16 protein-coding genes and 2 pseudogenes are annotated in these 23,488 nt (G+C 69.6%); 12 read left to right on the top strand and 6 right to left on the bottom strand.

Annotated elements, in window-relative coordinates:
* Positions 1–2: 2 nt before the first annotated feature.
* Positions 3–1,277, top strand: a complete 1,275-nt coding sequence (locus tag POF73_RS17730; protein ID WP_272116313.1) for an MFS transporter — start codon at positions 3–5, stop codon at positions 1,275–1,277.
* Positions 1,278–1,722: 445 nt separating this feature from the next.
* A complete protein-coding gene (locus POF73_RS17725) occupies positions 1,723–2,772 on the top strand; it encodes a terpene synthase family protein (RefSeq protein ID WP_272116311.1) in 1,050 nt (349 codons plus the stop codon).
* A 35-nt stretch (positions 2,773–2,807) separates the two neighbouring features.
* Here POF73_RS17725 and POF73_RS17720 read toward each other — a convergent pair whose 3' ends face one another.
* Positions 2,808–3,002, bottom strand: a complete 195-nt coding sequence (locus tag POF73_RS17720) for a hypothetical protein (protein WP_272116309.1) — start codon at positions 3,000–3,002, stop codon at positions 2,808–2,810.
* Positions 3,003–3,219: 217 nt separating this feature from the next.
* Here POF73_RS17720 and POF73_RS17715 point away from each other — a divergent pair, with 217 nt between their 5' ends.
* The 3 genes from POF73_RS17715 to POF73_RS17705 all read left to right on the top strand — a co-directional run bounded on the left by POF73_RS17715 (position 3,220) and on the right by POF73_RS17705 (position 6,797).
* A complete protein-coding gene (locus POF73_RS17715; RefSeq protein WP_272116307.1) occupies positions 3,220–4,620 on the top strand; it encodes a hypothetical protein in 1,401 nt (466 codons plus the stop codon).
* A 297-nt stretch (positions 4,621–4,917) separates the two neighbouring features.
* A complete protein-coding gene (locus POF73_RS17710; RefSeq protein WP_272116305.1) occupies positions 4,918–5,568 on the top strand; it encodes a helix-turn-helix domain-containing protein in 651 nt (216 codons plus the stop codon).
* 134 nt (positions 5,569–5,702) lie between these two features.
* Complete coding sequence (locus POF73_RS17705) at positions 5,703–6,797, top strand: hypothetical protein (protein WP_272116303.1); 1,095 nt, start codon at positions 5,703–5,705, stop codon at positions 6,795–6,797.
* A 94-nt stretch (positions 6,798–6,891) separates the two neighbouring features.
* Here the strand turns inward: POF73_RS17705 and POF73_RS17700 are convergent, their stop codons facing one another.
* Both POF73_RS17700 and POF73_RS17695 read right to left on the bottom strand, forming a co-directional pair.
* Entirely contained in the window at positions 6,892–7,572 is a 681-nt protein-coding gene (locus POF73_RS17700) for a response regulator (RefSeq protein ID WP_272116300.1), read from the bottom strand.
* 54 nt (positions 7,573–7,626) lie between these two features.
* Positions 7,627–9,000, bottom strand: coding sequence for a sensor histidine kinase (locus tag POF73_RS17695; RefSeq protein ID WP_272116298.1), 1,374 nt, complete (start codon positions 8,998–9,000; stop codon positions 7,627–7,629).
* A 280-nt stretch (positions 9,001–9,280) separates the two neighbouring features.
* Here POF73_RS17695 and POF73_RS17690 point away from each other — a divergent pair, with 280 nt between their 5' ends.
* A complete protein-coding gene (locus POF73_RS17690; RefSeq protein WP_272116296.1) occupies positions 9,281–9,484 on the top strand; it encodes a hypothetical protein in 204 nt (67 codons plus the stop codon).
* A gap of 222 nt (positions 9,485–9,706) precedes the next feature.
* On the opposite strand, the gene POF73_RS17685 is transcribed toward POF73_RS17690, so the two are convergent.
* Complete coding sequence (locus POF73_RS17685) at positions 9,707–10,843, bottom strand: S1 family peptidase (protein WP_272116294.1); 1,137 nt, start codon at positions 10,841–10,843, stop codon at positions 9,707–9,709.
* Between the two features lie 388 nt (positions 10,844–11,231).
* Between POF73_RS17685 and POF73_RS17680 the strand changes: the two genes are divergently transcribed.
* The 3 genes and pseudogenes from POF73_RS17680 (at position 11,232) to POF73_RS17670 (ending at position 15,901) form a co-directional block, all read left to right on the top strand.
* On the top strand, positions 11,232–12,245 hold the full coding sequence (locus tag POF73_RS17680) for a hypothetical protein (protein WP_272116292.1): 1,014 nt from the start codon (positions 11,232–11,234) through the stop codon (positions 12,243–12,245).
* Between the two features lie 212 nt (positions 12,246–12,457).
* Positions 12,458–12,687, top strand: a pseudogene (locus POF73_RS17675) (transposase); the annotation flags it as partial.
* Between the two features lie 673 nt (positions 12,688–13,360).
* Positions 13,361–15,901 (top strand): SpoIIE family protein phosphatase, encoded by a 2,541-nt coding sequence (locus POF73_RS17670; RefSeq protein WP_272116290.1) that lies wholly within the window; start codon positions 13,361–13,363, stop codon positions 15,899–15,901.
* A 640-nt stretch (positions 15,902–16,541) separates the two neighbouring features.
* On the opposite strand, the pseudogene POF73_RS17660 reads toward POF73_RS17670, so the two are convergent.
* A pseudogene (locus POF73_RS17660) lies at positions 16,542–16,979 on the bottom strand (serine/threonine-protein phosphatase); the annotation flags it as partial.
* Positions 16,980–17,881: 902 nt separating this feature from the next.
* Here POF73_RS17660 and POF73_RS17655 point away from each other — a divergent pair.
* The gene (locus tag POF73_RS17655; protein ID WP_272116288.1) at positions 17,882–18,745 is read left to right on the top strand and encodes an SDR family oxidoreductase; all 864 of its coding nucleotides are present in this window, start codon (positions 17,882–17,884) and stop codon (positions 18,743–18,745) included.
* Here the strand turns inward: POF73_RS17655 and POF73_RS17650 are convergent.
* On the bottom strand, positions 18,646–19,641 hold the full coding sequence (locus POF73_RS17650) for an esterase/lipase family protein (protein ID WP_272116286.1): 996 nt from the start codon (positions 19,639–19,641) through the stop codon (positions 18,646–18,648). The genes POF73_RS17655 and POF73_RS17650 overlap by 100 nt on opposite strands.
* A 592-nt stretch (positions 19,642–20,233) precedes the next feature.
* On the opposite strand from POF73_RS17650, the gene POF73_RS17645 reads away from it, so the two are divergent.
* Entirely contained in the window at positions 20,234–21,622 is a 1,389-nt protein-coding gene (locus POF73_RS17645; protein WP_272116283.1) for a hypothetical protein, read from the top strand.
* Between the two features lie 339 nt (positions 21,623–21,961).
* On the top strand, positions 21,962–23,281 hold the full coding sequence (locus POF73_RS17640; protein ID WP_272116281.1) for an IS1380 family transposase: 1,320 nt from the start codon (positions 21,962–21,964) through the stop codon (positions 23,279–23,281).
* Positions 23,282–23,488 lie beyond the last annotated feature (207 nt).

The following is a 23,488-nucleotide window of genomic DNA, read 5'->3' as shown; positions in this document are numbered from 1 at the left end:
AGTTGCCGACGGGGTTCGGACGGCTGTGGACTGCGCAGACGGTGTCCTCGCTCGGTGACGGGGTGTCGCATGCCGCCCTGCCGCTGCTCGCGTTGACGTTGACGCGGGAGCCGATGGCGCTCGCCGTCGTCACGGCCGCCGGGACGCTGCCGTGGCTGCTGTTCGGGGTGCTCGGCGGTGCACTGGTGGACCGCTGGGACCGCCGGCGCACGATGTGGGTCATGGACGCGGCGCGTGCGGTGTTGCTCGCGATACCGGCGGCGGCAGCCGCGCTCGACGTGCTGAGCATTCCGCTGGTCGCGGCCGTCGCCTTCCTGCTCGGCCTCGGTGGACTCTTCTTCGACACGGCCGCCACGGCCTATCTGCCGGATCTGCTCGGCCGCGACCCCGCACTCCTGGAGCGAGCCAACTCTCGCTTGCGCGGAGCCCAGACCGCCATGTCGGGCTTCGCGGGGCCGCCTGCGGGCAGTGCGCTGCTCGCGCTCGGGCGGGCCGTTCCGCTGCTCGCCGACGCGGTGTCGTTCATGCTCTCCGCACTGCTCGTACGGTCGCTTCCCGCCATGCCCCGGCCCGTGCCGGAGGTCCGCGAGTCGCTGCTTCGGCAGGCGCGGGCCGGGGCGTCGTACGTCTTCCGGGACCGGTTGCTGCTCGGGCTCGCGCTCCGCCCGGCAGTCGGGAACGTCGCCTTCCTCGCTGTTGAGACCGTCCTGGCTCTTTTCGCGCACGACCGCCTCGGCATCGACACCTACGGCTTCGGCCTGCTCCTCACGGCGGAGGCCACCGGCGGCTTGCTCGGTGCAGGCATCGCCTCCTACCTTGGCCGACGACTCGGCACCGGCACCGCACTGACCTGCACAGCCGTCGTCGAAGGGCTTGCCATCCTGGGCCTGGCCGCTGCCCCGAACCCGTACGTGGCCGGACTGGCGCTCGCCGTCTGCGGAGCCGGCATGGGCGCCACGATGGTGCTCGGGCCCTCCCTGCGGCAGGCGATCGTCCCGGCCCACCTCATGGGTCGGGTCGCCTCCACCTCCCGCATGCTGGCCATGTGCGCCGCCCCCATCGGGGCCTTCCTCGGCGGCTGGCTGGCCACCACCTACGACATCCGCACCCCGCTCTACGCCGCCGCCGTCCTCCTCCTGACGATGACGGCCGTCACAGCATCCATGACCAACAACCGCCGAGTCGAAGCGGCGCTGCGTGCCGCCGACCCGGCCGGCGGTCCGGATCACCCGGCATCCAAGGATCCCGCCCAAGAGAGCGCACCTGACGTGTTGTGACGCCTGTGTCACGAGGCTCAAGCAGTTCGATTCCGGGGCTCACCCAGGTGCCTCCCGAAGTGGTGAACATCTGCTGTCGGTTCTCGTGAACAGAGCCATACCTGCCCCGCTCTACACAACCAGCCCGTTCGCAGCAGGTGTCCTTTGACACTGAAGCCAGTCGTTGTGTCATTCAACCCAGTCGACTGGCGGTTCAGAATCCAAACCCCAGCCAACACGGGCCCCAACGCTGCGAATCCGTCTGCACCCCGGACAGTCCGCCTCGCCCCGGCGTCCCTGCGGCCAGCCGCAGGCGGAGCACCCCGTCCCTGCCCCATGCGGCAACCGTACGACCAACGCCATCCCACGGCGGCACGCGCAGCCTCGGCAAGCTTCCGCGCCTCCGCGAAAGGGAATCGTCCACCCAGGGCCTTCCTGAACGGCCCGCACAGGTTCCGGGGGAATCATGGCATTTGCTGAGTTCGATGACTTTTGCTTCTACTGCCCGATCGAACCTGCAGTTCATCCGAAGGCGGCGCAGGTTGACGAAGCAGCGCGGCGCTGGGCAAGGGCGATGGGGATCTGCACAGGCACGCGACAGGACAACAGTGACTACGGCCAGATGGTGTGCCGCTGGGCTCCTGATGGGGATCGGGAAATGCTCGACCTGGCGACGCGCCACGCGTACGTGACCTTCGCACTGGATGACCTGCTTTTCGACAGCGGGCCAATCTGCCGGAGTCCTGACCACGTGTCCTTGCTGGTCGGTCGGCTGGTCCGTTCCTTGGCGTCGCCCGAGGCGGAGCCGCTGCCGAGCGGCTTCCCCGGGCTCGATCGTGCGGTCGCCGCGCAGCGTGCGTGTGCCGCGGAGATCAGAGCCAAGTGCCGGCCGGACACGGTGCGGAGATGGATCGACTCGATGGTCGAATGGTACGTGGGTGCGCTGTCGGTGGTGGCGCACCGGCAGATGGGCAAGGTGCTGGGCTTCCGGGACTATCTGAATCTCGGCTACATGGACCGGGCCATCCGGTACTGCGTGGTGGTGATCCAGATCGCGGAAGGGACAGTGCTGCCGAACGCCGAGCTGGAGTCGCCGCTGGTACGGGCGGTGACGGAAGCGGCGTATCTGCTGGTGACCGTGGACAGCGATCTGTACTCCTACAAAAAGGAGGCCCTGGAGGGGACGCTGGAGATGAACGTCGTGTCGGCTCTGATGCAGGAGGGGCACCCAGCCGGGTACGCCGCGAGGAAAGCGTTCGAGCTGCGGAACATGGTGATGGCACTCTTCATGCAGCTGATCCGACAGGCACGAGCGGGTGCGAGCGTTGAGCTGACGCGATACCTGGTACAGCTTGAGCACCTGGTGCGAGGAAACCTGGACTGGGGGCTCCGGTCGCCTCGATATGACGTGAACGGTGACCCCGTGGCGTTTCGGGTCGTTGCTGCCCCGCAGCCACATCATTTGGTGCCATCGGCACTGCCAGAAATCGCATGGTGGTGGGAATTGATCGCCTGACCGGCCACGCAAACCCTCAAGGGGCCATGCCAGGCTCATGCATACCGAAGTTGAGTGGCGCCGGCGGCAACAGGCAGCCGGCAGACGCTGCCCTCCTTGTTCAGCGACAGCGCGGCGAAGCCGAGCCGGGTGGCTCCGGTCTTGTTGCCCGGCCAGCCGGTCTCCTCACTGTTCAGCTTGAAGTGGTCGACGACCTCGGCCAGGCCCAGGACCCGCGCCCCGTCACTCACTGATCACTGTTCCAACATCACATCACCGCAGAATTCATGGAACGTCACTGCTCACAAGCCCGTCAGAGGGGACGGCAGACCACGTTGCCGCCGAGGTCGGAATCTGCAGGGATCCATGACCGTGGGGATCCGGGGCTGCCACGGCGGCACCCAGTCCCGCGCTGCGGTCGCTCGTGCCTCCGCTTCCGATGCCGTTCGCACCCCCAGAGAACAGGCCATGAGCAGAACCGATCACCGCACCCCGAACGACCGGCTGCGCGAGCTGATCCGCGAGTCGGACTGGACGTACGAGGCACTGGCCCGCGCCGTCAACACCCTCGGCGCTTCGTCTGGGCTCCGGCTGCGCTACGACCGGACAGCCGTTGCCCAGTGGGTCCGGGGCGTCCGTCCCCGGCCGCCCGTCCCCGAGTTGGCCGCAGAGGCGCTCTCGCGCAAGCTCGGCCGAACCGTCCCCGTCACGGACACCGGACTGGCGCCCCCGGGCATACCCGGAGCCGCATTGCCGGGATCCCCCGATCCGCTGGTGAGGCTCGGAGAACTCAGAGAGGCTTATCTCGACCCCGTGCTCAGGGAGTCGATGCGCCGGAGCCTCTTGGCCGACGACTGGCCGTCGCCGGACTGGGCGGACGACGACAGTTCGGGCGGCACCGGTCTGTGTGGTCCGGTGCAACGGCCGTCGACCGGAGGTCCGCACTGGCGGATCGGGATGAGTGAGGTCGACGGCCTGGAAGCCATGGGCCGGTACTACAACGCGGTCTGGGATACGTTCGGCGGCGGCCACGGCACCAGCGCGCTCGCCGCCTGCCTCGCGGACGACGTGGCCGTCTGGCTGCGCTCCCCGATGGCCGACGGAGTTCGTAAGGCCCTCATGTCCAGGGCCGCCGAACTGACGCTGTGGCTGTCCCTGATGTACTTCGAGGACGGCCAATACGGTTTCACCAAGCGCTATCTGGGCATCGCGGCGCAGCTGGCCCGGGGCGCGGACGACCGGACGATGTATGTCACGGCACTCGCCAGGTCGGCCACGGTGGCGCGGCTTCTGGGCCAGTACGGCAAGGCGGCCCACCTGGCCGACGCGGCCCAGGTTCTGCTCACCGAGTGCGCTCCGGACGCGGTCGTCTTCGCCCAGGGCGAGTTCGCGATAGCGTACGCGGCCGTCGGCGACATGCGGGCCGCCCAGCGGTGCCTGGACACCGCCGAGCAGAGCCTGTCCCGCTGCGGCGGTTCATCCGCCACCACTGAGGAACTGCTGGCCAGGCATCACTGGCAGCGGTCTGGGGTCCTTGTCTTCCAGAACCGGCCCGGCGACGTAGTGTCGGTGCTGCGCACATCGCTGCGGAACATCCCGCAGGGGAACCGCCGCTTCCGCGTCACCGTCATGGCCAACACGGCCTATGCCCAGCTCCGGCTGGGGCTCCTGGACGAAGCATGTGCCACGCTCCAGCAGCTCCTCCCCGACTTCTCCCGGCTCCGCAGCGCCGACATGGCAGGCGTTCTGGGCGAGTTGCTGGGCATGGTCGGCTCCTTCGGCCGGGCCAGGCCGGCCGCCGACCTGCTGCAGCAGGCGCAGGACCTGCTGCGACAGGGCCCGGTGTCGACGCGCCCCTACGGCCATTGACGGCGGTTCTCTACGCACGTTGAGACACACCCAGAAGTTCATCGTTCAACACGTTCAACACGGGGCGCGCCGTCACCTCTGGCGGTGGCGTCCGGAGGCCTGGGGTAATGGGACGACCCCAAGATCATCCTCACCAGGGAGCCCCCACTGTTCCCCCACCCTGAGTCCACGCCCCGCGTCACCCGCCCGTCGAAGGGCCCCGAGAACGCCTCCCCTCATCCGCCCGAACCGCCCTCCGGTGGTGGGCTGTACGCCGCCCGGCAGCGACTGTTCGCGGCTCTCACCGGTGAACAGAGGTTGCAGAGTCGCGATCTGGAACAACTGGCGGCGGCCGCCTGCTGGCCGCTGCCCCAGTCCGTGCAGGCGGTCGTTTCCCGAGACACCCGTACGAGCGTCCATGTCCCGGACGGCTGTCGCGTGCTATGGCAGGTGTCCGCGAACCGGGTGCGTGTGCTCGTCGCCGAATCCGGCTCCGGCCCCGGCCGGAACGCGGCCACCGCTCTCGGCGCTGCCTTCTGCGGCTCCTCGGCCGTCGTCGGCCCGAGCGTCCCCCTCGCGCTCGCCGGAACGTCGTTGCGCTGGGCGGAGTATGTGCTGACGGAGCTGGGACGGAATGCGCGCGGCGTCCACCGCGCCGTGGACCATCCGGCCGGCTGGATCCTGGCGAACAACCGGCAGGTGGCGGACTCACTCGGCGCGGCCATGCTGGAGCCGCTGAACCGGTGCACTCCGCTGCGCAGGGAGCAGTTGGAGGCCACGCTGTTGGCATGGCTTCAATGGCGTGCTGCGCCGGAGGTCGCCCGGGCACTGAACGTTCACCCGCAGACGGTGCGCTACCGCATGCGCCGCCTGCATGCCCTGTTCGGGCAGTCGCTGTCCGAACCGGACATCTGCCTCGCACTGGAACTGGCCCTGCGCAACCGCCGTTTCCGGCAGCCGCCGCAGTAACTGCCCGAAGACACTTTCGTCACGACCGGAATCCCCTTCAAGGCCGAAGAGCCGAACCGTTCGTCGGCGCTTTGCTCCCTGCGTCAGGAAAGCGAGCCCCGCCCGGCGGGGCACCGTACGCGCAGGAGGAAACAGTGAGTCAACGAGCGTATCGACCCGTCAACAGGAAGAAGTGGATTGCGGCCTCGGCGGTGGCCGTGGTCGCGGCAGGGGCACTGGCGCTGCCCGGCGCCTTCGCCAACGAGCCCGGCGCCGGAAGCAGCGCCGAGGCCTCGGGAGGCCCGGGCGGTGCGGTGTCCGTCGAATGCTCGGCGGGGCCGCACACCACACCGGCCGGCGGGGCGACGGTCACGCCGGAAACCGAGGCCCCCACGACCTTGCCGGCCCCGGCCCCGGCCGCCCCGGACCCGGAGCACACCGCGCCGAGTTCTGAGGGCTCTGGTCACAGCTACCAGGCCGAGGGAGACAAGTCCGCAGCAAACACCGAGAGTTCCCCGGCCGATTCCCCGGAGGGAGTGGCCGAGGACTGCGCGGACAGCAGCATCGGCGGCGGGGCGGAGGCGTCGGCGGTTGCGAGCCGGCTCGTGCAGGTGCAGCAGGAGCTGGCGGGGGACCCCGAGCGGGTCAGGACGCTGAGCACCGCGGACCTCGAAGTGCTGTGGGCGAACCGCGACGCGTCTCTGAAGTGGGCCATGCAGCAGGAGCAGCGCGGCGGGCGGGCGCTGTGGGGCAACGAGGCACCGCGGCTCGACAACCACGGCGCTGTGGCCCCGGATGCCGGTAATCCTGGGGCGGTGTTCTCCCGGGCGCTCTTCGACAGGCTCAAGAAGGCGCCCCTGTCCGAGTTTCTGCAGATCCGGAAGGCCGCGCTGAGCGCGCCGTCGTCCAGCACGCAGGACCAGCGTCTCAGGAACAGCTTCTACTCCAACGGCTGCACGGGGATCAGCCAGGTCATGAACCTCCCACAGGAGATCGTCGACGCCTGCATCCGGCACGACTTCGCGTACACGGTGGGCCCCAACATCGCAGCCCGGACCCAGCAGGACCCGTCCACGCTGCGCCGCGATGCCGACGACCAGCTGTGGGATGACTTCAACGCCTCGGGGCACCCCTACGCGGCCACGGTCTTCTGGGCCGGGCTCCGCGTAGGCGGCTGGATGAACTTCGCCGCGACACCCGAGGAAGGTGACGAGATCGACTCGTTTGCGTCCGGCCGGCCCACCGACTAGCGGATCGGCGGGACCAGAACGCCCTTGGGCCAGGAGCGCACGGCAACGGCAGACGCCGCAGCCGTGCGCTCCTGCGCTGCGCCGCTTGCGCCCGTCACGCTGCGTGTGGCGGCGGCCCGAGCGGTTGGTCGAGCAGGCCCGCGGTGCAGGCCAGTGTGGCCGCCTGTACCCGGTTGCTCAGATCCAGCACCTTCAGCAGGTGGCTCACCTCGGCTTTGACACGGGACTCGGTCATGCCGAGGCTCTGGCCGATCCGGGCGTTGGACATGCCATGTGCGATCAGCGCGAGGAGATACCGCTGGCCGGGGGTCAGAAACCGGATCCGCTCCCGGGCCTGACCGCCGCGTGCGCTGGTGGAGTGGGTGTAGCGCTCGATGAGGCCGCGGGTCATCGCGGGCGAGATCAGCGCGTCTCCGGCCACGACGGTGCGGATGGCGGCGATGAGTTCCTGTGGGGCGACGTCCTTGAGGATGAAACCGTCGGCGCCGGCGCTCAGTGCGGCGTACAGGTGGTCGTCCAGGGCGTGTGCGGTCAGCATCACGACGCGTGGCCGGCCCGGCATTTGGGCCATCCCGCGGATGGCGGTGAGCCCGTCGACGCGGGGCATGTTGACGTCGATGACGGCGATGTCGGGTCGGTGCAGCCGCACGAGATGGCCGATGTCGGAGCCGTCGGCGGCCTCGCCCACCACCGTGATGTCGTCGACGGACTCGAGCACCAGGCGGATCCCCTGGCGGACCAGCGTCTCGTCGTCTACGAGAAGCACTCGGATCATGGCCTCTTCCCCTCTTCCGTACGGTCATTCGTACCGGTCTGCTTTGTCGTAGGGTCAGGCCGCCTGGCGTTCGGCATGCGCCGGGATGCTCACGTGCATCCAAAAGCCCCCGTCGGGGGTGCGCGCCCAGCTCAGGTGGCCACCGAGCTCGTTGACGCGCTCCAGCGCTCCGGCAAGGCCGCGCCCGCCGCTGGGCAGCCGGGCCGCCGCAGTGGGCACGGCCGCTGGTCCGTTGCGCACGGTCAGCTCCAGCCTGTTCCGGTCACCTGTCGCCTCCAGTCGGATCCAGGAGCCGGAAGCGTGCCGCATCGCGTTGGAAAGGCCCTCCTGGGCGGCTCGGTAAAGCGTCTTGTAGGCGGCAGCCCCCGTGTCCGGCAGTTCTCCGGTCGTCCGCCAGGAAACGTCGACCCCTGCCTGGCGGACGCGTTCCACCAGCTCCGCAACGTCCCTCAACCACCGCTCGCCGGCGCAATTGCGGCTGTCGGCGGCCGGATCACGCAGTACGTCGACCAGGTCCCGAAGCTCTGTCATGGCCCGGCGCCCCAAGCCGCCGATCAGGGCGCCGGTCCGCTCTCCGGCGGCCTGTGCGCCGACTTCCAGCGCCCCTGCCTGGATCACGATGAGGCCGATGTAGTGGGCCACCACGTCGTGCAGGTCCCGGGCCAGCCGGACCCGCTCTTGCAGGGCCGCGTTGTACGCCAGCAGCTCCTGCTCGCGTTTGAGCCGCTGCGCCTGGTCGTACAACACGCTGATGTGCAGCCGATGGCCGCGCACCGCCCAGGCGACCAGGAGGGGAACGCCCACCGAGACCAGGGAGCGTATTGTCCCGTCCACGAGCACCGCGACCCACGGCGCATCGGCGGGGAACCTACCGAAGACGGGCGACAACGGGAGCCAGGGCAGCACCAGCCCGGCGGCCACGACGACCGCGGCCCAGCGGCGCCGACTGTGCATGACGAGGGTGTAGACGCTGGCGGGGAGGAGGATGCTGGTTCCCTGCAGCGCCGTGTCCGCCACCGCCAGCGCGGCGGGCACGAGCGGTCTCGACCTGCGCACCGCTTGGCTCAGAGAACCGAGCACCGCCACCGCAACAATCACGGTCAGCCGGCGTTTGGTGGGCACGTCAAATGCGGGGGCGGCCGCCATGGGCAGGAAGACGAGCAGGTTGAGCAGGTTGAAGCCGGCTGACCCGACGGCGAGTGCGACGTCGTAGAAGCGCCCGCGTTTGATCGGCCGCGGGCTCGGCTGGCGCCGACGGTGCCGTTGCCGGGGGTGCGGCCGGGAGAGGCCGTCTCCCTGCCGTTCGCCACGGGGGCGGATCGTCCGGCGTCGAGCGCAATGCGCCGACTGCCCGTCCTTTTCACAGGTCACGGCGACGCTGCCGCCGCTGGTCGCGCCCCTGGCCTCTCCCCCGGCACTCAATCTCATGTGTTCTCCAACGGCCAGTAAGGGTGTGTGGCGTGGAGTACGCCCGGTGTCGGCACGCCACTCAGCCGCTTGACCCCGTTGAGCCGTGTCTTGTCGAAATCTGACAAACCAGCAGGGCTCCCGTCCGGCGTCCCCTGCTTCATGCCAAGCCCGACTTCCGGGCCGGGCCGACCCGCCCTCAGGTGGATGCGTCGGACTTCCGTCGCCGGTGTGATGCGGGTGTGGCCGGAGGTCCTTCCACCGGCCGTTCCTCCGACTCCCAACCCTTGAGGAGACCCCCATGACCTGGGTCGACAGCTACCTGCACGCACCGCTCACCGGCGGGGACTACACCGACGACAGAGATCTGTACGAGCCCCCGTACGCTGTCGTCGAGGAGTCAGTCCGTCACACGTTCGTGGAGCCCTCCCCCGAGTTCGATGCCACCGTCCGGCAGCGCGTCGCCCGTCTCTACCGGCATGCGACCGCCGCTCGGCGCCCGTGACACCGCGGCAGCCCAAGGGACTCGGGCCATGCCCGCGTCCACCCCCGTGGAGCACACGCAGCCCGCCATGCCCGTCACCGAGCACAGTCGCTCGGTGACGGGCATCGTCCTGCTCGGGCCCGTACTCGTCCCGCCGACGCGGAAGGTTTCCGCAAACGCACGAAGAGCTGCTCCGGCGGATGAGACGAACATCCGCCGGAGCAGCTCTTCACCATGCCCGGGTCAGCCGAACGGCCCTACCGGGAACCCTGGCGAACCACCCGGCAACCCCGGATCGCCCGGGAACCCCGGCGGACCACCCGGCAACCCTGGCAACCCCGGAAACCCCGGCCCATCGGGGCCACCCGGCAACCCTGGCAACCCCGGCAATCCCGGAAACCCCGGACTGCTCGGAGCTCCGTGACCGCCCGGGCCCCCAGTGCCCCCGGCTGCTCCTGCTCCCCCCGGCAACCCCGGAAGACCCGGAAGACCCGGAAAACCCGGCAGGCCGGGAAAGCCCGGTGTCCCGCCGGTTTTCCCCCCGGGCCCCTGCGACGATTCGGCTCCTGACGGGGGCGGTCCGCCGCCGACGTCGGCGGCGTGAGCGGCGATCAAGTCCCGGAAGGCAGTCACATCGGTGTAGATCACATTGCTGTCACCGCATGAGGGACGGGAGTCGTCGCCCGCCCGGCTGGTGGTACCGACGAGCCGCCAGCCTGCCCCGTCCTTCACCAGTGCCGGACCGCCGGAGTCCCCGAAGCAGGCTGTGTCCGTCGGGGTGCCCGCGAAGCACAACTCCCCGCCCCCTTGGATCCCGGGGCAGTCCTGCGCCGCCAGCACCGTGGTGTCCAGTTCCTTCAACTGCTTGGGTGGTGCTGTGGAGCAGCCCTTCTGCGGGCAGTCCTGCCCCCAGCCGATCAGCCGGACCGCCTGCCGCGGCTGCGGGCTGCTGCCGGCCACCTCGACCGGCGCGCCGGCGACCTTCTCGAACAGGACGAGCAGGGCGAAGTCCGCACGATCCGGAGCCGGTACGACACGGGCCACCTGCCCGACCACACCTCCACTCGTACGGTCCTTCGAGCCGATGCGCACGGCCATCCCACTCGCCTGCCCGCCCTGGACGCAGTGCGCGGCGGTGACCATGACCGCGGGTGCGACGAGCGCCGCCCCGCATTGATGGTCTCCCGAGGGGGACTGCAGCGATCCCATGAACGGGTACTCCTCGGATGCCTCCTGCCCACCGACGATGAAGCTCGTCTCGGACCCGTAGGCCGAGTCGAGCACTGCGGCCGCCCCGACGGTCACGGCCATACCGGCCACGGCCAGTTTCCACTTCCCGATGAAGGGCCTGCGCCTGCTTCCGCCTCTTGCGCGTCCCATGCTTCCTCCGAACTGCAGAATGCGCGGCGGGCCTCAGGAGGCTCGCCTGCCGGACGGGACGCAGTGAAGCGGCGACGAAGGTCGGGCGGATCATCCGCCGGGCGGAGAAGGCCCGACCAAGCGTTCAAGTCCCCCTGTTCTTGTCGCACTTGGAGCAACCACCCCCGTGAGACCGCTTCGTTGGACACCATGAACCAGGTCGGGCCGTGTCCGTTTCCCTCGGAGAGCATCCATGCCCACTGCCACCCCCCGTCCTTTTTCCAGCGTCCAACTGCCCGGTGACCACGCCCTGTTGCGAACAGTGGACCGGGACCGGATTCCCTGGTTCGAAGCCATCCATCACCGCCATCACACCGCCGTCCACGCGTACGCACTCACATGCGTTGCCGTGCCTGAGCTGGCAGAGCTCCTGTCGGCGTACGCCTTCTCACGGCTCCGCGATCAGGTGTCCAGAGGGTCGCGCGCCGCGACCGGCCTGCACGGCACCTGCCTGCGGGTGAATCTGCTGGCCTCGGTGCGCCGCGAAGCGGTCGAGGTCGATCCGCGCCAGATGTCCCCCGGATTCCGCAGGTGGGTGTCGGAGGGAGGGCTGTGGTCGATGGACGAGGACTACGGACTCTCGCAGTCCTACCAACGGCTGCCCGCCGTCGACCGGTGCCTCATCTGGCACACGCTGGTCGAGCGCGAGTCTCCGGCCGCCGTGGCCGACGTGACGGGGCTGCCACGTGCCCAGCTCCCCGACCGGTATCGGTCCGCGCTGACGGTACTGCGCCGAGCCCAGGCCGCCGCCCATCTGCACCAGGCCGACCACGTCGACTGCCGGCTGCACGGCGGAGTGGACGTCCTGATCTCCGCCTATCTGCCGTTGCACGGCGACGTCTACGCCCATCTGCGCGACTGCGCCGCCTGCCGAACCGTACGCACCCGGCTGAATCTCCTTCGGTCCCGCCTGGCCGACGAGTTGCCGCGGCGGCTGCTGGGGTGGTGGCCGGGCGAGGAATACCGCGGATACAAGAGCGCTCTGTCTGGTACAGCGACCCCAAGGCCCTCTTCGACAGCCGCCCGCTGCACTGTGCCGACCGGGGCCCGGGCCGCAGAAGTGAAGCCCTCACATACTGTCCGCCATTGCTCAGCGGCCCGGATGGATTCCTGGAATCGTTGCACCTGGCGCAGGCTTGCGGCGCGCGCGGCCTGGCCGACGTGGCTGACGGTCTTGCGTCGGCCTTTGAATCTCTGGTCCTTCGGCCCGCTGTGGTCCCCGCTGCACACCCACCTTGCCCGGTGTATCCAAGCAGCCAAGGACCACAACTGGGGCCTGCTCAAGGACAGTGCCGGCCAGCTCGCCGCAGCTGCCGCACGCTTGGACGCAGGCCAGATCAGGCCGACTGACAGACCAGGGTGAGAAGCCGTCTCTCAACCGATCTCGGAACGCGCAGATCGAACGGAGTTCCTGAGCGGGTGATCTTCCAGCCGTACGCGCACGAAGGCAGGGCGTCCTGGTAGCTCGGGGGGCGACCCCATTCCGAGTGGTTCCAGCAGGCCCTGTCTTCACCGTAGCGGCGGTGGACGCCGCACATAGCCTCTCCAGCCGCGTTTCCGCAGGTCAGAGAGACCTTGCTAGGTACTGGGCGCTCCGAGCGAACAACCGCATCGGCATCCGTCCAGGTTCCGTCCGGCGGATCGGATCGTGGCCGCCAGGAGAACGACCACCGCCCGGCGATCAACGGGATCCTGCTCCAGGACCACACCGGCAGACCGTGGCGCAACCTGCCTGAGCGTGTCGGCAGTTGGAAGACGTCCATGAGCGGCAGTGTTCAGTGGACGGCACGTGGGACCGTCAACTACCGATCCCCCCCCCTAAAGCCAAGGTCAGAAGGGGTCAGTGGCCGGGCGAGACTCACGAAGAAGCCCGTTCGCCACACCGACTCCAGGTAACCGCCTAACACGAAACACCCCTCCAAACCGCGTTTCCGCAGGTCAGAACCTTTCTGCATGGGTGAGCGATGGTGGGGCGGATGGGACTCGAACCCACGGCCGACGGATGATGAGTCCGCCGCTACGCCCACCCCATCCGAACCACGGCCGATCAGAGGCAAGGCCCGCTGCTCGGACAACACAGCGGACGCGTTTGGTTCGGCCGGGCTTCAGACCTGCAGTCGGCGCCCTCGTCACGCAAGGAACGACAGCCGCACCTGCCGACGAGGATTGTCCTTGTTCGTGTCCGCCAAACTCCGTTAAGACAACCGTCAAGGTACCCGAGCGCGGAATCTCCACCGGATACATTTCGCGGTCTTTCGGGCGGGTGCCGGGGCCCTCAGTATCCGCCCGCATCGTGCGAGCCGTGGCGAGCTGCTTCTGCGACAGGTCGATCCCGGTCGGGTGGGCCCCTGCTCTGGCCGGCCGAGCGGAAACGTAGGAACTTGCCGCTCGGTCCATGGATGCTGGACGGCCTTCCCGGCCCGACACGTGTCCACGGGGAGCCATGGACCGCCCTAAAATGGAACAAATTATCCATCGATGATCGAGGGCAACGTGTCGGCCAACGGTGTGGCATCGAACTTGTACCCGTTCGGCGCCGCAAGTGTCGGCGAGGCGCCCGAGCGCGACGACGCGCTGGTCAGTGCCATCGTCGGTGCCGTGGAGCTGGCCGGAGCGCATACCGGAAGCGTGTTTCTGCTCTCCGGCGACCACCGCTCGCTCGTAGTAGCCGCGTCGTGCGGGTCGCCACCCTCCCTGCTCAGCGGGTGGCGTCGGATCCCGGTGAACAGCGGTCTGCCGGTGGCGGAGGCATACCGCTCCGGGCGCATGGTCCATCTGGCCGGCGCGGAGGAGACCATGCGGCGCTTCCCGCAGCTCTCGGTCGCCCTGCCCTACCCGTTCGGCTCTGCGTCGGTCCCCGTACGGGCGGGCGAGCGGACCTTCGGCACCATCGCCGTGGTGTGGACGGCCAGGCCGGACGGGACAGGATTGTCGAGGGCGCAGCGCCGGAAGCTGCGCTCCGCCGCCGACCGGCTGGGCACCACCCTCGCCGGACTGCGGGCCCGCGGCGCGCTCGGTGAGTACGACGAGCGAACGGCTCCGGTAGTGGTCCCGCTGCCATCCGCTCCGGTGATCCGGGTGGGTCTGTTCGACTGGAATCTCAAGACCGGAGCCCTCACGGCCGACGACGAGCTGTGCGCGATCTTCGGAATGCCGCCCCGCGAGTTCGACGGACGGGCGGCCACCCTGGCGGCCATGATCGAGCCCACGGATCTGCCCGGCTTCCGGTCCGCCGCCCGTGCCGCGGTCCAGGAACGCCACGTACTGGCACACTGCCTGCGCATCCGGGACGGCCGCGGAGGCCACCACACCGTCGAGCTGTGGGGCCGGGTGCCCGAGAGCCCTGACGACCTGGAGGCTTCAGCCCATCTGGTCGGCGCCGTACTCGACTCCGGGAGCCGCATGGCCGCCGTGGCGGCGATCGAGCGGCTCGCGGACGGCTTCTTCGCGCTCTCGCCCGACGGACGCCTCGCCTACGCCAACCACAGCCTGGAGAGTCTGCTGCGGGTCCGCCAGGATGAACTGCTCGGCCGACGCCCCTGGGACGTCCTGCCCTGGCTGGCCGATCCCGTGTACGAGGACCGCTACCGGGCCGCCCTGGTCTCCCAGCAACCGGTCTCCTTCCTGGTCCGCCGCCCACCGGACAATTGGCTGGTCTTCTCCCTCCACCCGGGCGCTCAGGGCATGACGGGGTGGGTGGCACCGGCGCGACAGCCCGTACCGGCCGACACCGGACCCGGTGCAACCACCCTCACGGCAGGGGGGCCGCCCGCCTCCTGGTCACCTCCGCCCGCGGCCCCGCGCGTGGGTTCCCTCTACCGGGTGCTCACGCTGGGCAGCGCGCTCACCGAGGCGGTCACCGCGCACGAGGTGTTCGAGGCCGTCGCGGAGCAGCTCCTGCCCGCTTTCGGCGGTCAGAAGCTGGCGATCGCCGTGGTGGAGGAGCGGCGCCTGCGCCTGCTCGATCAGCGCGGCTACTCGAAGCGCTTTCTCACCCGGTTCGAAGGCACCCCGCTGCATGCCCGGCTGCCCGTGACGGACGCGCTGACCTCCGGGGCCCCGCTGTTCGTCGAGTCCCGTGAGGAGCTTCTCGAGACCTACCCCGGGATCATGGTCAGTCAGTCCAACTCCTGGGCATTCCTGCCCTTGATCGCCTCGAACCGCCCGGTCGGCGTCTGCCTGCTCGGCTTCGACGACGTCCACCGATTTCCCGACGAGGAGCGCGGAGTCCTCACCGCGCTGGGCGGCCTCATCGCCCAGGCCCTGGAACGCGCCAGGCTCTACGACGCCGAATTCGCCCTCGCCCGCGGCCTGCAGAACGCGCTGCTGCCGCACGGGCTGCCCACACTGCCGGGCCTCGATGTCACCGGGCGCTATCTTCCGGGCACCAGAGGGATGGACATCGGCGGCGACTGGTACGACGTCATCCCCACCGGCGACGAGGTCGCGCTGATCGTCGGGGACGTCGAGGGGCACAATGTCGCCGCTGCGGCTGCCATGGGCCAGCTGCGCAGCGCGGTGCGGGCTTTCGCCACCGCCGGCCACCGGCCGAGCGACGTCGTCGCCAACACCAACCGACTCCACATGGACCTCGACCCGGCGCTCCTCGCAAGCTGCTGCTACGCCCGCCTCCATCCTCGCTCGGGGGTCGTGCGCATCGTCCGTGCCGGCCACCCCCCGCCCTTGCTGCGCCTGCCCGACGGGCAGGCCGAAATCCTGGATGTGCCCGGCGGCCCTCTGCTCGGCATCGACACAGCGGCACACTTTCCGGAGTCGGAGCTGCGCCTCGTACCCGGGTCGGTCCTGGCCCTGTACACAGACGGACTGATCGAGAGGCGTGACTCGGACATCGATTCCGACGTCGACCGGCTCCGGGCGTCACTGGCCCGCATAGGCGGGGGCCGCCTGGAGGATCTGGCCGACGCGCTGCTGCGGGACGCCCGCCGTTCCGCCGACAGGGCGGACGACATCGCCCTCCTGCTCACCGAGTACGCCCCGCCACCGCAGACGGCGACATAGCCGGCGTCCGCACGCGCCGGCTCCGGCCCGCCGCCGTGAGGCAGCAGGCTCTCCGACGCCGCCGTCCCCTGCCCCCGGATCTTCCCCGTACGCCCCCTGGTAACCCGACGGGTCCCAGGTCCTGGCACTGTCCCTCGTGGCGGCCGCAGTGATGTGAAAGGGGCCACATATCCGCTGGCCGAGCGGCCGGAGAAGGCTCGGTTGAACTCGTCGAGGGCCTGCCGTCCCTTCAGGGACAGCGGCTCGGGCACGGTGGCCACCTGGTGCTCTGCTCGCTGGACGCCGCCGAAGGCCAGACGACCGGGGCCGTGGTGGGGCGGTGGTCAGCCGGCAGGGAGAGCAGTCCGTACGGCAAGAAACAGCAGAGGCGGCTGTTGCTCAACTCGCAGCACGATGAGCGCATCGCCACCTTCCGCTACGGCCGCTCCGGGCCGGCTGTCCGGGGACCGGTTCCGTCGGTTCCGCAGAAGGCACGCGGTCGGGCCGGGGCGAGCGGCGTCGGTGACCGCCGTGACCATCGTGACGGGGGACGTGGGCGACTCCGGCCCAGGCAACACACCCGGAAGGCAGTGGGGTGAGTTCTCGTGATCCCCGTCAGGCTTCTCGCCGATACCGGCAGTGAGCCCGTACTCCCCGGCACCGTGGTTCTGCGCTTGGTGACGATCATGTCGGCGACCAGGCCAACGAGCCTGCGCAGCGGGCGCCGGTCGTCGACGACGGTGTCGAGGGTGAGGGCCATCACCCCCACCTGGTCGCTGCCGTCCAGCATGGGCAGATACATCCGTACGCCGTCCGCCTGCGCGACCTCGACGGTGGTCGCGGTGAGGAAGGCCTTGCCGGCAGAGGAGTCGGCGATCGGCTCGGGCCCACCGACCAGCAGTCCCCTGCCCGGCAGCGGCGCCAGCAGTTCCTGCCCGTAGTCCTGCGGCAGGATGGACACCTCGCGACCGCCGAACCTGGCGACCTCCTCCGCGACCAGAGGAGCGATGAGCTGCGGTGGCATCTCGTGGGCCCGGTCCAGCAACAGGCCCAGCAGCCGCTCACCGAACCCTTCCTGCGGCAGTGATTGACGGAGCAGCTACGACCGGCGGGCCACCGGTGACGATGAGGCGCGCGGAACTGCGGTGCACGAGCCGTCCCGGCGGAAATGGGGCGCGCGCGCAGCGCGGCCTCGATCGCGTAGGGGACGGAGGAGACCGGGTCCGCGATCACGGCGAAGGCGAAAGCGAAGAAGAGGACCGAGTGCCGCGGCGAGCGCGGGTCAGCGACCTGTACGAGTGGGGCGGGTGGGACTCGAACCTATCCAGGTGACGCTTCTCACCTGCAGCTTTACCAAAGCGCCCGATTCATGCCCCCGATTCGATGCTGCCGGGTCCTACTCGGTCCTGCTCGATCCAGAGTGGTGCAGCGTTCGCTGCACCACCCGACCGCACTCACGTGGACACTTCGAGACCTGCCGTACGCGGCCATGAAGACAGCGACTCTCCCGACAGTGATCCCAAGCCTCGGAGCCCGCAGGCGAGGCGCGTCGCCATTTCGGCACCGTGACAGTACGTGAACACCATTGCCAGTCGCCTCGACGACTCAGGTCGCTGACACGCCTGACCATTCTCCGGCGGGCACGGACTCTGCGGGACGACGAGACGTGCCCGCGACAGCCTCGTTGTCAGTCAGGCACCAGGCGCCCGAGGGTGGGACCGACGCGACTTCACTCCAGGCCAGCCGCCTGCCGACGGCCTCGCCCAGGGTCCCCGTCACCCATCTCCCACGCAACCGACCGCGGAAGCCCCGGGCGACCGGCACGGCACGGGAAGGGACAGCCCGGTGACGACGTTCCCGCCTCAGGGACCTGAACTACCTCTCGGGCACTCCGGAGGTACCCGGCGCCGGGGAGCAGCTCTTCGAGGCAAAGGTCGCCTTGGTGGTCTCTGCCAGCCGGGGGCATGGGATACGCCATCGCCGCCGAACTCGCCCGCCAGGGTGCGTCAGTGGCCCTCACGGGCCCGGGGCGATGGCCAACGGCGGCTGGCGGCCGAGGCCATCCGGGAGGAAACCGGCCGCCGCGACCTCCCCCTCACCGCCCACAGCCGCGAAGACGGCGACCGCAAGACCGCCATCGACGCCGTCATGGATACTTTCGCCCGCCTCGACCTGCTCGTCTACACGACCGGCGTCAACCCCGCGCTCGACACCTCCGCCATCGACCTCGACTGCTGCCGCCGCATGTTCGACACCAATGTCCTGGGCGCGCTCGGTTTCACCCAACTGGCCTGGCAGGCATGGATGAAGGACCACGGCGGATCCGTCCTGCTGATGAAGACGGTCGCCGCCACCGGCGTGTGCCGGATGCCGACCTACAGCGCGACCAAAGCGGCACTCCACCGATTCACGGCCGACCTCGCGAACCAGCTCGCCCCGCGCGTACGCGTCAACGCCCTCGCCCCCGCCTTCGTCCAGACCTCCTTCATGGACACTCTCACCGCCCTGCCCCCGGACACCATCGCCGCCAGCTACCCCCTGGGACGCGTCGGCCAACCGGCGGACGTCGCCCACGCTGCGGCATTCCTCCTCCGCTCCTCCTGGATCACTGGCGTCACCCCACCGTCGACGGCGGAAAGTCCGTCGCCCCGCTCACCCACGACCGCACCAACCCCGCCCCCGGCCAGCCCGTCCGCTGAGGTGAGGAAGGAACGTCGGAACATCCCACCCACGCCCGGCGCCGGGCTGGCCGGAGAGGCTGTCTCTCAGCCGCCGAGGAGAGGAAGCGAGAGACGGCAGTTCACGGGTTCGGCATGCGCGGGGTCGAGGGCGTTGAAGACGAGCTGGAGGGCGTTGGAGTCGTAGGCGATCGAAAGGTGTTCGGACAGGTCCTGGGGACAGATCTCCTGGAGCAGGATGTTCCGTACTCTCGCGCCCGGCCCGGCCTTGAGGAACTGGTTGGGGTAGGGCGTGACGACCTCGTCGAGTCGGGTGACGATCGTGGTGTAGTCGACCCCCGGCTGGGTGTCGCCGTCCCGGTCGAGCGTCGTGTTCACCCGGGACCCCGGCATCTGGTCCGCGTACGCCTGCCCCATCACCAGGGACATCGTCGGGTTGAGGCCGAGGGCGGTGGAGAGGTCACCCAGACCTGAAGCGCCGGCACCGTGGTTGGACGGGGCCAGGCCGATGAGCCGACGTACCTTGTTGCGTGCCGGCTTCGCGGGGTCCGTACCCCCCTCGAACCGCAGGTACCAGCGGGGCATCAGACCGCCGCCCTGGGAGTGCCCCACCAGGTCGACCTGCCGGGCACCGGTGGCCTTGAGCACCCGGTCGACGTAGCGGGCGATCTCACGGGCGGAGTCGGGAATGTGCTGCGTGCCCTTGAACGGAACTCCCGGCTGCCCGCCGTAGTTCGGCGCGAAGACGCAGTACCCGTCCCGCTTGAGCAAGGGGGACAGTCCCGCCCAGTTCGTGTAGGCGTTCGTCCAGGTCGCGTGCAGCAGGACGACGGGGCGGGGGTGCGCGGCAGTCGGCTTGCACTGCCAGTCGTTCGCCCCCGGCGGCGAGGCATCCGGATGCACGAGCCCGCCGATCACGGCCGCGGGGCCCGAGGTGGTCGGCCACACAGGCGGGTTCGGGCCGTCAGCCGCGGCGGCTGACGTACCCGCGAGACCGAGTGCCAGGGCCGTGGCCGCGCCGACGGTCGCCAGCCAAGTGGTCAGGCGGGAACGCGGCGCAGGCCGGACAGGGCGACGTGACATTCTTGGGCTCCTCGTCAGAGTCGGTCACACCTACGAACGCCCAAGATCCTCATGGAACGGTGCCTGGACCACGGGCAACCCGCACCGGACACACCTCCGTTGGAGTAGCACCTTTCAGGCGTGCGGCTCTGATCCAGCACGTGTCGCAGCCCCCCTCCCCCACTCCTCCCGCACCCGCGCGGCGGGGATGCTCCTGGAACTGCTCCCCACCAACAAAGAGCCCCTCTGACCCACGTTGCACGGGGTCAGAGGGGCTCTTTGGTTTTGGATCCCAGGGGAGTCGAGCCCGAAACCGAGACACTCCTCACCTGCGTAACCACACCACCGCCACAGGCACAGAGCGGATTCATGATGGGCGGGTGGCACCGCCCCCTACTCCGGGGGAACACTCGGCTAACTCATCCCCCACCGGGCCCGAAGGAATGACTCGTCACCATCAGTAACGCTGACGACCTACGGCCTCCCGCAGGCAGAGGCGAGGCCGTTCGAGATCGTTCACATGTCGAGTGGCCAATCCCAACTGGGTAGTACGGAGGAGAGAAAGCGCACTCCATGGGCGGGCCGGGCGCATGGCGCCGCAGAGGGGGCCTCAATGAGTTCTCGGCCGGCCAACACGCACTTGCGTACCCTGCTCGATGAAGCCGACTGGTCCTACGGGGCTCTGGTCCGGTCGGTGAACGCGGTGGGCGCGGAGTTGGGACTACAACTGCGCTACGACCGCTCGTCCGTGTCCCACTGGCTGTCGGGCACCATGCCCCGGCCCGTCGTACGGAAGCTGATCGTCGAGGCTCTCTCACGGCGGCTGGGGCGCGCGGTGTCCTTGCCCGATGCGGGATTCCCCGACGCCCCGGCGTTCGTGCCGGCCGAACCGCGTGCCGCACGGGGGGACGCGGCCTCCGCTTCGGAAGCGGCACAGGTACGCGCCGTCCAGGACTTCGCGTCCGCCAGCAGACGTGCCAGGGGCTGGCAGGATCCGCTCCCCTACCGGGTGCACGCACTCGTCCTGTCCAACCAGCTGTCCCCCAGCCCCATGGACAGCGTGCTGGATGGGCTGTCGCCTGCGGATCAGAGACTGAGGGAGGCCGCGCTCTTCTTCGCGGCGTCCATGAACGCCTTCGGCGGAATCAACGCCCGCACCGCGCTCATGGAGTACGCGGCCACCGACGTGCCGCGCCTGTTCCGGGCGGCACACGGCCGTCAGGAGCGGCGGCGGGCCGTTCTGAGCGGGGCGGCGCGGCTGGCCTATCTGCTGGCCCGTATGGAGGAGGACGTTGTACAGCCCGGTCATGCGCAGGCCGCATACGCGCACGCCCAGCGGCTCGCGGCGGCCTGCGGCGACCGGGCCACCTGGGGGATGGCCCTGAGGGCCCAGAGCACCCTGGCCCTGCAGCACGGCCAGCCGCGACTCGCGGTCCAGTACGCCGAAGCCGCGGTGGCGACGGGCCTGCATCACGGTTCCCCGCACGTGGCCGCCTTCCTGCTCTCCCAGCAGGCGGTGGCACAGGCGACGGCAGGAGATCACAGGCAGGCGCTCGCCACGCTGACTGCCGCCGAACGCAAGTACGAGAAGGAGATGCCCCGCACCGCCCAGCAGGAGACGGACCCCTTCGAGGTCTACCCGCCGGCCGCACTGGCCTTCCAGCGCGCCCAGGCCCTGGAAGCGGTCGGAGACCAGCGGGCGGCAACGGCCGCACTGCACTCGTCCTTGACGCTGTACTCCCAGGCCGACCGCCGCGGCCGGACCCTCGTGGCCATGCGCCTGGCGGCGACGCTGCTCAGCCTGGGCCATCTGGACGAGTGCTGCTCGGTCACCCTCACCGCGATGGAACGGATCGACGAACTCGAATCGCCACGGGCCGCTCGGGCTCTGAGCGACTTGCTGGCAGCCCTGGCCTCCTACCGCCGCTCACCGCACGTACGCGCGGTGATGGCCAGGGCTAGGGAGAGAATCCCTCCGCAGCCGAAAGCAAGGTTCACGTAGCGCGCTGACCTTCCCGTGTCCTCCCGCAGTGCGGACCCAGACGGCCCAGACGCGGGGCGACATGCGTTGCGATCCCGGCCGCAGAGCATCTGCGTACCGCGTGTGCGCGGTGTTCGGCAGGCCGGCAGGGCTGGTGGCCTCCGCCACGAGAAACGGATCGTTCATGACATCAGCTTCCCGAGCGAGCGGGCCCTTCGCGCGCCGGGGCGGCCATTAGCCTCGGGCTTTCGCGAGGTGGCCTGTCCGAGGCTTGATCACAAACGCGAGAAGTGGTCCTGACCTGCAACGATAGGACTTGTCGAGGGTCCAGATCGTGCCGTGGAAAGAAGCACTTCTCAGGTGAAGAAGCGTATCGGGTCGTACCCGCGTGTCCGCGTTGAGGGCAGCGGTCGCGGAGTGGTCTCGCAGGCCGGGGCCGTGCTGCTGGTGGAGACGGTCCGCAAGACGGGCCTGGATACCGCGATATCGGCGGCTCTGACACCCTGGCGCAAGCCGCGGGTGGTGCACGATCCCGGCAAGATCCTGCTGGATGTGGCGCTCGCGGTCGCCCTTGGCGGCGACTGCCTGGCCGACGTCGGCATCCTGCGGGCCGAGCCGGCCGTGTTCGGGCCGGTGGCCTCGGACCCGACAGTCTCCCGGCTGATCGACACGCTCGCGGCGGGCGGTCAACACGCCTTGAACGCGATCCACGGTGCCCGGTCCCAAGTGCGCCAACATGTATGGAAGTTGGCCGGGCAGACGGCGCCGGATGCGACCGGCTCGGTGACCGTGGACCTGGACGGCGTCCTGGTGCTCGCTCACTCCGAGAAGGAAGACACGGCTGCGACCTGGAAGAAGACCTTCGGTCACCACCCGCTGATGGCCTTCGTCGACCACGGGGCGGGCGGGTCCGGCGAGCCGGTGGCCGCTCTGCTCAGGCCCGGGAACGCGGGCAGCAACACCGCCGCCGATCACATCACCACCACCCAACTGGCCCTGGCCCAGCTGCCCAAGTCCTACCGGCGCGGGCGCCAAACGCTGATCCGCACCGACTCTGCGGGCGGCACCCACGAGTTCGTGGCCTGGCTCGCGAAACGCGGGCGGTGGCTGTCGTATTCGGTCGGCATGACCATGACCGACGCAATCCACCAGGCCGTACTCAAGGTGCCGCCCGAGGCATGGACGCCGGCCGTCGAGCCCGACGGAGAGATCCGCGATGGGGCCTGGGGCGCCGAACTCGCCGGCGGCATGCTCGACGGCTGGCCGAAGGACATGCGGCTGATCGTCCGGAAGGAACGACCGCACCCCGGTGCCCAGTTGAGGATCACGGACGCCGACGGCATGCGGATCACGTGCTTCGCCACCAACACCACCGGCCGGCCCATCGCCGGGCTCGAACTCCGCCACCGCCTGCGGGCACGGGCCGAGGACCGCATCCGGGCTGCCCGCGCGACCGGCTTGCGGAACCTGCCCCTGCACGACACCGCGCAAAACCGCGTCTGGCTGGAGATCGTCCAGATCGCACTCGACCTGCTGGCCTGGATGCCGGTGCTGGCCCTGAGCGGCAAAGCCCGGCTTTGGGAACCCCGCCGCCTGCGGCTGCGCCTGTTCAGGCCCGTCGGCCAACTCGTCACCACCGGCCGCCGCCAGATCCTCCGCCTCGCCCGCCACTGGCCCTAGAAGTCACGGAACCCAAACGGTCCGCCGACTCCGTCGGCAGACCGTCACGAAAGATCGAGACTAAGGGCTGTCCCGCAATTGATCTTCCGGAGCAGAGGCATGAGTCGGTGCCTGGGCTGGCGATTGCACGTTTCGGTTGATGGCTGATGCCCACCCTCATGTCAACGAGGGTTGACGTTACCCATCCTGTCAACCTATGTTGACAGG

Source organism: Streptomyces sp. HD, assembly GCF_028369295.1.
In the GTDB taxonomy this organism is placed as follows: Bacteria; Actinomycetota; Actinomycetes; order Streptomycetales; family Streptomycetaceae; genus Streptomyces.
Note: the sequence above shows the minus strand (reverse complement) of the source record. Positions and strands in the feature narration are given on the sequence as shown.

Excerpts from the sequence above, each read along its gene's own strand:
- POF73_RS17670 (WP_272116290.1), top strand. The coding sequence starts at position 13,361 with ATGATCGAGGGCAACGTGTCGGCCAACGGTGTGGCATCGAACTTGTAC.
- POF73_RS17715 (WP_272116307.1), top strand. The coding sequence starts at position 3,220 with ATGAGCAGAACCGATCACCGCACCCCGAACGACCGGCTGCGCGAGCTG.
- POF73_RS17695 (WP_272116298.1), bottom strand. The coding sequence starts at position 9,000 with ATGAGATTGAGTGCCGGGGGAGAGGCCAGGGGCGCGACCAGCGGCGGC.
- POF73_RS17650 (WP_272116286.1), bottom strand. The coding sequence starts at position 19,641 with ATGTCACGTCGCCCTGTCCGGCCTGCGCCGCGTTCCCGCCTGACCACT.
- POF73_RS17700 (WP_272116300.1), bottom strand. The coding sequence starts at position 7,572 with ATGATCCGAGTGCTTCTCGTAGACGACGAGACGCTGGTCCGCCAGGGG.
- POF73_RS17725 (WP_272116311.1), top strand. The coding sequence starts at position 1,723 with ATGGCATTTGCTGAGTTCGATGACTTTTGCTTCTACTGCCCGATCGAA.
- POF73_RS17690 (WP_272116296.1), top strand. The coding sequence starts at position 9,281 with ATGACCTGGGTCGACAGCTACCTGCACGCACCGCTCACCGGCGGGGAC.
- POF73_RS17645 (WP_272116283.1), top strand. The coding sequence starts at position 20,234 with ATGAGTTCTCGGCCGGCCAACACGCACTTGCGTACCCTGCTCGATGAA.
- POF73_RS17685 (WP_272116294.1), bottom strand. The coding sequence starts at position 10,843 with ATGGGACGCGCAAGAGGCGGAAGCAGGCGCAGGCCCTTCATCGGGAAG.